This window comes from Stieleria sp., from assembly GCF_041595215.1.
GTDB lineage: Bacteria > Planctomycetota > Planctomycetia > Pirellulales > Pirellulaceae > Stieleria > Stieleria magnilauensis.
The window spans coordinates 1-9019 of record NZ_JBFHKV010000253.1; the positions used below are offsets into that span (position 1 = coordinate 1).

The window sequence follows — 9019 nt, forward strand, 5'->3', positions numbered from 1 at the left end:
AAACGTTCAGTCGTCCAACGACATGCCCCAGCGTTTGACCGTCTGCTTCCAATCGTCGACCAGAGCTTGCAGTAGAAACCAGGCGTTTCTGCCGTAGCGTGGGACCAGACGTTTCGGATCGCTGAGCATCCGATAGGTCCATTCGGCCCCCAGTTTCTGCCAGATCTTGGGAGCGCGTTTGGCGGTCCCGGCGATGAAGTCGAACGAGGCCCCGAGTTGAATGCTGACGGGAACACCAAGGCGTTGGTAGTGCTCGTGGATCCAGCGTTCGCCCTTGGGTTGGCCGAAGGCGACCAGCAAGATTTCGGCGCCGGAGTCTCGAATGCGTTTGTCTTGTTCGGCTTGTTCGTCGGCCGACAGGGCACGAAACGGAGGCGATTCGATTCCGGCGATCCGCATGCCGGGATAATCGCGTGCCAGTCGCTTGGCGCATTTCTCGGCGACCCCCGGTTCTCCGCCCAGAAAGTAGATGCCCCAACGTTTCTGACCGGCTCGACAAGCGAGTTTGTGAATCATTTCGCTGCCGGCGACGCGTTCGGGCAGTGCGTCCGATCCCAATTGGCTCCGCCATACGATCGGTTGTCCATCGGCCAGAATCAGATCCGCTGCTGCGGTGATTGGGGGGATGTCTGCTTGCCGGTGATGCAGCATCACATAGTTCAAGTTGGCGGTGATCACATAGCTGGGTTCGCCACGCTCGACGAGCTGTTCGATCCGGTCGACCGCCTCGGCCATGGTGACGCGGTCAAATGGCACCTCCCAGACGTTGCACCGCTGCAGCGGTGGTAGGGCAGGCGGCTGCTGGCGGTCCGGGTTTGCCGTGTTTTTTGAGGCGGGCGGCAAGATGACCGGGGACACCGGAGCGATCGGATTGGTGGTCGAAAAGTGTGCAGACATCGTTGCAAGTCGCGATCGTGGAGAAGAAACAGAGCTGGCGGACGAGGACTCCTTCCATTCAACCGTAGGACGCCAAGTGAGGAACCCTGGCCTTTGATGCGGCTTGCCCAGCCAGAGCGAGACGGCTTGGTGGAGTTGTGCCGGAGATAGCGAGTCTGCCGACAGTCCGCTCGCCCGTTCCGATATCTCCTGCCGTTGTTAGCGGTAGGGCGCCAGCCCTCCGGTCTTTCACGGTGTTTCCGCGCCGACACCGGACGGCTCGCGTCGTTCCGCTAACATCTGCTGCTGTTGTTAGCGGCCGGGCGCCAGCCCTCCGGTCTTTCGAGCGTGACCCCAACAGGGTCAAAGCCGGTAGCCGGAGGTGAGCGCAGCGACACCTCCGGACAATCGGTTCGCACCTGACGCGACCCCGAAGGGTGTCGAAGCAAATCGCGTCAGAGCCCTCGGACCGATCTGCCGCCTCGCCTCAACGAGCGTCTGGTTCAAATCTTTCGAATTGGGCGGTCTGCGGCACCGCCGGCGGATTGATTCGCTGCGACCCCGTCGGGGTCGATGGGGATTTGAGGCGTCCTCCCCGGAGGTGGCGCTGCGCTGACCTCCGGCTACTCGCTGAAATCCCTCCGGGATAACGAACGGCTCGCGCCGTTCGGCTATTACCTGTAGCTGTTGTTAGCGGCAGGGCGCGAGCCCTCCGGTCCTTCTCCGTGCTTGCGCGCCGACGTCTCACGCCGTTCCGCGAACACCTTCGTTGCCAGACGACACGCTGGCGCGAACCGGCTGACGTCACCTGCGGGATCCGCCGATTGGCGACGCTCCATGGAGTTGTTACGCTGGACCCGGTCCCTCCCATCGCCCTCGACAGAATCCTGTGCCCAAACTTTCTCTCCGATCACCGATCACTGTCGTCGTCACGCTGGAAGGGCTGGCGACTTCGCCGCTGGGCTGCTACGGCTGCTCATGGAACCAGACGCCGGCGATCGATGCGTTGGCGGCGACTGGCGTGGTCTGGGACCGTTGGAGTTCGCCCGTCGACCGGCCCGGCAGCCTGATCACGCAGTGGCTGGACGATTCACGCCAATGCATCGCTCGCCAGGCAGACCACGGCGCGACGGTCTTTTTGACCGACGATCCGAAGCTGACGATTCCGGAAGATCAATTCGGCTTCAGCCAGGCAATCGCGTTACAACCGACGCTGAAACGCCTCCCCGCCGAAACGGTCGAAGCCACCGTTCTGGCGCAAGCCTTTGCGGCGAGCATCCAAGCCATCACGCCTGAGACGCGATTGATTTGGATCCACAGCGGCATGCTTCGCGACCACTGGGACGCGCCCGTCACGCACGACGATGACGAGGAAGAAAGCCAAGAACCGGTCGAGGACGAAACGCAAGACCACGCCGGCGCTGCGCCCGAACCGTTCTTCTTGCCCCCCACCACCGATCCGCCCGCGCAAAAACTCTCCAAGAACGACGATCCCGATTTGTTGTTCACCTGGATGCAGCGGTACGCGGCTCAGGTTCGGTTGCTGGACGAAATGATCGACTTGCTCGGTGAATCCGTGCGCCGACGACGCCCCCGAATCGTCTTGGCCGGGACCAGCGGGTTTTCGCTCGGAGAAAACGGCTGGCTGGGTCACCATGTGGGACCGCTGCGCAGCCAAGACGTTCGGTTGCCGATGCTGGTTTCCTGCGGCGGCCCACTGCGTGTTCCGTCCTTGCAATCCGCCGCGGCGTTGCCCGAGTTGTTGGAACGTCTCCTGCATGACAAACCCTTGATCACTCCGGCCGAATGGTGCCGCAGCGACGATGCCCGGTCGCTGTCGGTCCGAACCGATTCGGACCGCGCCGTCCAAGCCGTGACAACACCGAATTGGTTTTACGTTCACGATGCCGACACCGTCGCCGGCGGCAAAGAACGCTTGTTTGTCAAACCCGATGACGTCAACGATGTCAATGACATCGCTCGCTTGCGGCGCGAAGTGCTGAATCAATTTGCCGACGCTGCCGATTCCGACGGAACGGAATCGAGCTGAGTGGACGGCATTCATCAGAGGTGACCATGTTAAACATCCTCGGATCCCGCAACTTGACCACGTGGTTGACCCAGCACCACATCAGTCTGGCGATCTCGACCTATCAGGCGGGGAAACTGTTGTTGGTCGGAACCAAACCTGACGGCGGTCTGGCCATCTTTGAACGCACCTTCAACCGATGCATGGGGCTTTGGGGAGATGCACAGACGATCTGGATGAGCACCCGGTATCAATTGTGGCGTTTGGAAAACATGCTGACAGGGCAATCGCCCGGCGGCGAGTTTGACCGACTGTTCGTGCCCCAGGTCGGATACACGACCGGCGATATCGACATTCACGATGTCGCCGTCGATGGCGACGGAAATCCGATCTTCATCAGCACGCTGTTCAACTGCATCGCAACGATCAGCCAACGACGCAGCTTCACTCCGCTCTGGCGGCCGAGCTTCATTTCAAAACTCGCCGCAGAAGATCGCTGTCACCTCAACGGGATGGCGATGCAAGACGGACGGCCCCGCTATGTCACCGCCTGCAGCCGGTCGGATGTGATCGATGGCTGGCGCGACCGACGCCACGACGGTGGGGTCGTGATCGATGTTCGATCCGACCAGATCATCGCCGATGGCTTGTCGATGCCTCACTCACCCCGTCTGTATCAGAACCGATTGTGGCTGCTCGATTCGGGCAATGGCTTCCTGGGCTTTGTCGATGACAAAACGGGAACGTTTGAACGCGTCGCGTTCTGCCCCGGCTACGCCCGCGGGCTGGCCCTGATCGGCGACTATGCCGTCGTCGGGTTGTCCAAGCCGAGAGACGATGAGCAATCGTTCCGAGGGCTGAATCTTGATCGAGAACTGGCCTCACGTGACGCGGCACCGCGCTGCGGCGTTCAAGTGATTGACTTGCGCAGCGGCAACGTGGTGCATTGGATCCGGATGGAGGGCGACGTGATCGGCGAACTGTATGACGTGGTCGTCTTGCCCGATACGCGGCGGCCGAAAGCGTTGGGGTTCAAAACAGATGAAATTGAACGCAATGTGTGGTTCGACGAGGGCGATGGGGTGCAGAGTTGGTCGGCCGGCGGGTAAGGGGGAATGTGGGGGAAGGCAGAATGATGGAAGGCAGAAAAGCAAGAGGGAGGCTGGCGAGGCTCAATAGCGGGGGACGGATTGTGGGGTAAGGGCTTGATGGGCGATCGAGCGTGACGCGCGGCGAGCGAGTAGAATGTGCGGCTCCCACAAGTGCATGACTCCCCCCTTCGGTCCCTCCTCTTCAGCTCGATGAAACAAACGATTCTGAGGTCGCGCAAGCGACGGCGAACAAGAACAGCGGACCGACGGGCAAGCGGTCGAATTCGCGGCGAACACTTGGAACAACGCATTCTGCTGGCCTCCGATCTCAATTTCCCTCCCTCGCCGCCGCCGCCCGGTGCGACCTTCGTCGAGCATGCGGTCATCGGGGACACGGTGGACGGGCCGCGGGGCGTTGCCAGCGGAGATATCGATGGCGACGGCGACAACGACATCGTGGTCGCGTCGTATCGAGACGATTCGATTCGCTGGTTCGACAACCAGGGCGGCGGTGTCTTTGCTGAAAAAACGATTTCCACGCTCGCCAATGGGGCACAAAGTGTGGCGATCGCGGATCTCGATGGTGACGGCGACACAGACGTGTTGAGCGCGTCGAAGTACGACCACAGGATTCGCTGGTTTGAAAACGACGGCAATGAGCAATTCACCGAGCACGTGATCAGTTCCGTCGAAACCAACGCCAGCAGTGTCGCGGTGGCCGATGTCGATGGTGACGGTGATCTGGATGTGCTCAGCGCCGCCTTTTTCTCCGACACGATCGCCTGGTTCGAAAACGACGGAAACGAATCCTTCAGTCGCCACGTGATCAGCTCCAGCGCCGATGGTGCCTACGATGTGACCACGGCCGATGTGGACGGCGATGGCGATCTCGATGTACTGAGCGCCTCGGGCAATGACGACACGATCGCGTGGTATGAAAACGACGGCAACGAGACCTTCACCGAGCACGCCATCAGCGTGACGGCGGACAAGGCGATCGCCGTGACCGCGTTCGACGCCGACGGCGATGGCGACGTCGATGTGGTCAGCGCGTCGTTTAGCGACGACACAATCGCCTGGTATGAAAACGACGGCAGCGAGAATTTCAGCGAACGCATTTTGACGACGTCCGCCGACCGAGCCTATGACGTCGCGACCGCGGATCTCGATGCCGACGGCGACATGGATATCTTGGCCTCGTCCCAAAACGATCAGATTCGCGTGTTCCTCGGCGATGGCGCCGGTGGCTTCACCGAGTACGTGATCAGCGATGATTCAGCCAACGGCGCCGACAGCCTGGCGATCGACGATTTCAACGGTGACGGCAAGCTGGATTTCGCCATCGGCGCACAGTACGGCGACAACGTGCTGTGGTTCGAAAACGGCTCGCCCGACTACGGCGACGCCCCCGCACCCTACCCCACACTGGCGGCATCCGGTGGTGCTTCGCACCTCGCGGTTGGCCATTGGCTGGGGGCGGCACGTGACGGCGAAGTCGACGGATTGCCGTCCGCCTTGGCCGATGGCGACGGAGCCGACGACGACGGCGTGACGTTTGGTCCGCTGCATGTCCGAGCCTTCGACGCCGAAGTCACCGTCAACGTACAAAGCAACTCCAACCAACCCAGTTGGGTCTATCTGGATGCCTGGATCGACTTCAACCAGGACGGCGACTGGGACGACCCCAACGAACAAATCTTCGACTCCGCCGATGTTCGCATCTTCGACTACGTGCTGACCTTCCCGATCCCACGCGACGCACTCGTCGGCACCACCTATGCACGTTTCCGCCTCAGCAGCGTCGGCGGGCTGGCCCCGACCGGTGAAGCCCCCGATGGCGAGGTGGAAGACTATCAGGTGACGATCCAACCGCCGGCACCCATGTCACCGATGTTCGTCGGCAGCGACATCAGCTCGCCGGGCGCATTGGGGGTTTCGGCGATCACGTCGGTGGACCTGGATGGCGATGGAGACCAGGATGTGCTCAGCGCGTCGGCTGGTTCCAATCGGTTCGAGTGGTTTGAAAACGTCGGGAACGAAAACTTTGTTCGTCGTCTGATCAGTGACCAGGGTGACGATCCTGAGGAAATCGAAGTCGAGGACTTCGACAACGACGGAGACTTGGATGTCATCGCCGTTTCCTATTTAGGCCAGAACATCGTGTGGTACGAGAACGACGGCGACGAAAACTTCACGCCCCACATCGTGTCGCCTGACGATCGCGGCGTACTCAGCATCGCGATCGGTGATGTCGACGGAGACGGTGATCGCGATTTTTTGAGCGCCGGATTTAGCTACGAGATCTTGTGGTATGAAAACACGGGAGCCGAACCCTACACCGTCCATGTAATCGACCCTTCGGCGGGCGCGGCAAAGAGCATTGCGGTCAGCGACGTCGATGGCGATGGAGACCTGGATGTCTTCACCGCCCACACCCTCGATGATTCGATCAACTGGTATGAAAACAACGGATCCGGGGCGTTCACCAAACACGTGATCAGCACCAATGCCAATGGCGCGTTGGGGGTTGCGGTCGCGGACGTGGATTCCGACGGCGACATCGATGTGCTGAGCGCGTCTCAGTCGGACGACAAGATCGCCTGGTACGAAAATGACGGCAACGAAAATTTCACCGAGCACGCGATCACGACGACGCTCGACTACCCGACTGCGATCTCGGTCGCGGATCTTGACCAAGACGGTGATCTGGATGTTCTCGCCACGTCGTATGGAGACGATCAGATCGTCTGGTACGAAAACGACGGTGACGAAAACTTCACCGAAGCCGTGATCGACGCCAACGCGGACGGTGCGATCGACGTCACCGTCGCGGATGTCGACGGCGATGGTGATTTCGATGTGCTCGGCGCGTCCAGCGGAAACGACCAGATCGCCTGGTACGAAAACGACGGCAACGAATCCTTCGTCGAAAACGAAATCGTCTCCTCGCCCTACTTGCCGTATGACGTCGCACTGGCCGATATCGACGGGGATGGCGATGTCGACGTGCTGGGCGCGACCCTCAATGATGACAAAATCACCTGGTATGAGAACGACGGCTCGCAGGGGTTTTTGCCGCGCATCATCACCACGTCTGCTGACGGAGCCACCAGCGTCGAAACCGCGGACATCGACGGCGACGGTGACTTGGACATCATCAGCGGTTCGTACTTCGATAACAAAGTCGCCTGGTACCGCAACGACGGCGGCGGCGCGTTCGTCGAACAGCTCGTTTCGAACGCCGCGGTCGGCGTCAACGATGTTCACGTCGCGGATGTCGACGGCGACGGCGATCCGGATCTGCTCTCGGCCAGTGGCTACGACGACAAACTGGCTTGGTATGACAACGACGGAAGCGGAAACTTTACCGCCAAAACAATCACGACGAATGCCAAGTTGGCCTACAGCGTTGCAACCGGCGACATCGACGGCGACGGTGACTTGGATGTGATCAGCGCCTCGTACAACGATAACAAGATCGCCTGGTACCAAAACGACGGCAGCCAGAACTTCGTCGAGAAAGTCATCACGACCACCGCGTACGGTGCGTCGTCCGTCCGAACGGCAGACATTGACGGTGACGGTGATCTGGACCTCGCCGTCGGCGCCTTCACCGACGACATTGTCTGGTATGAAAACGACGGGGCAGGCAATTTCACCGAGCGTCTGGTCCCGATGGAAGACTCCTACGCGTTTGACGTCACGCCGGGAGACATCGACCTGGATGGTGATGTCGACTTGCTGGTTGCCTCGCGAGACGAGTACGTGTTGTACGTCTTCTTGAACGACGGCAACGAAAAATTCCGGCAGCGTCCGATCGACTACTTCGTCGATGGACCGAGGCGGATTGAATTGGGGGATTTGGATCGGGACGGTGACCTCGACGTCGTCGGCGTTTCGAGTTTTGATTATCGATTCGTCTGGCTGGAAACGGTGCTCGCGGATCTCGGCGATGCCCCCGATTCCTACTCGACATTGCTCGTCAGCGACGGCGCAACGCACCTGGCGGTCGGTCCCCAACTAGGCGCCACGCGAGACAGCGAAACCGATGCGATTCCGTCGCCGGACGCCGACGGTGACGGTAGCGACGAAGACGGCGTGATGTTCGGGACCCTCAAGCTTGGGCAAACCACCGCAGGCGTGAACATCGACCTGCAAGGCGGCGAAACGGCCAAGGTCGATGCCTGGATCGATTTTAATGCTAACGGAACGTGGGACGCCGGCGAACAGATCCTTGACAGCGTGACCGTGGTCGCGGGACTTCAAACGCTCAACTACGCCGTGCCGACCACGATGACGCTCGGGCAAACGTACGCGCGGGTGCGACTGAGCACGGCGGGTGACTTGGAACCGAATGGACTGGCCGACGACGGAGAAGTGGAAGATTACGTGATCACGATCCGCGAGGACGTCACGTACAGTCTGCCCGCGAGCTCCACCGACGTCACCGTCCGGCAGAACGGATCGAACGTCGAGCTGATCGACAACGGCAATGGCGGTGCGGTCCTGCTCTCCAAACCCGTGTTGACGACGCAATCGCTGCGGATCACCGGCACCTCCGCCGCAGACACCTTCAACGTCGACTTTACCAGCGGTGGCTACTTTGCCTTTCCCGACGGCATCGTGATCGATGGCGCCGACGATTCCGATTCGGTGGTCGTTCAAGGCACGGGAACCTCCACGGCGTCGATTCGATCGTCCGATGGCACCCTGGCCGGGGCAACCGTCGAAGTGACCCACGACGGATTGGTCACCGCAGTTCAACTCTCCTCGGTCGGCCCGGTCAGCGTGCAGGCGATGCAATCGATCCAGATTCAAGGCGACTTGGACCTGGGTGGGGAAACATTGAGCTTGGCCGCGACCGACCCGATCGTGCTGGGCACGATGACTGAATCGGCCGGGGGACAGATCAATTCCGCCGGACCGATCTCCGTCGGCGGCGCAGTGAAATTCCGAGCCCCTGACGGCGTGACTCCCGTCGTCGGCAATTCGTTCGTGCTGATGAGCGGTTCAGCGATCACCG

The 9019-nt window shown here is 60.8% G+C and carries 4 protein-coding genes; 3 read left to right on the forward strand and 1 reads right to left on the reverse strand.

What is annotated here, in order from left to right; all coding sequences use genetic code 11:
• Positions 1-6 precede the first annotated feature (6 nt).
• Positions 7-897 carry a WecB/TagA/CpsF family glycosyltransferase gene (locus ABX749_RS11935; protein WP_372896180.1) on the reverse strand — a complete coding sequence of 297 codons (891 nt, stop codon included), beginning with the start codon at positions 895-897 and terminating at the stop codon, positions 7-9.
• Positions 898-1765: 868 nt separating this feature from the next.
• On the opposite strand from ABX749_RS11935, the gene ABX749_RS11940 reads away from it, so the two are divergent.
• The 3 genes from ABX749_RS11940 to ABX749_RS11950 form a co-directional block, all read left to right on the forward strand.
• Positions 1766-2926 carry a hypothetical protein gene (locus tag ABX749_RS11940; RefSeq protein WP_372896181.1) on the forward strand — a complete coding sequence of 387 codons (1161 nt, stop codon included), beginning with the start codon at positions 1766-1768 and terminating at the stop codon, positions 2924-2926.
• A gap of 26 nt (positions 2927-2952) precedes the next feature.
• On the forward strand, positions 2953-4014 hold the full coding sequence (locus tag ABX749_RS11945; RefSeq protein WP_372896182.1) for a TIGR03032 family protein: 1062 nt from the start codon (positions 2953-2955) through the stop codon (positions 4012-4014).
• Between the two features lie 279 nt (positions 4015-4293).
• Positions 4294-9019 (forward strand): FG-GAP-like repeat-containing protein (locus ABX749_RS11950; RefSeq protein WP_372896183.1); only part of this gene is annotated, 4726 nt, incomplete at its 3' end.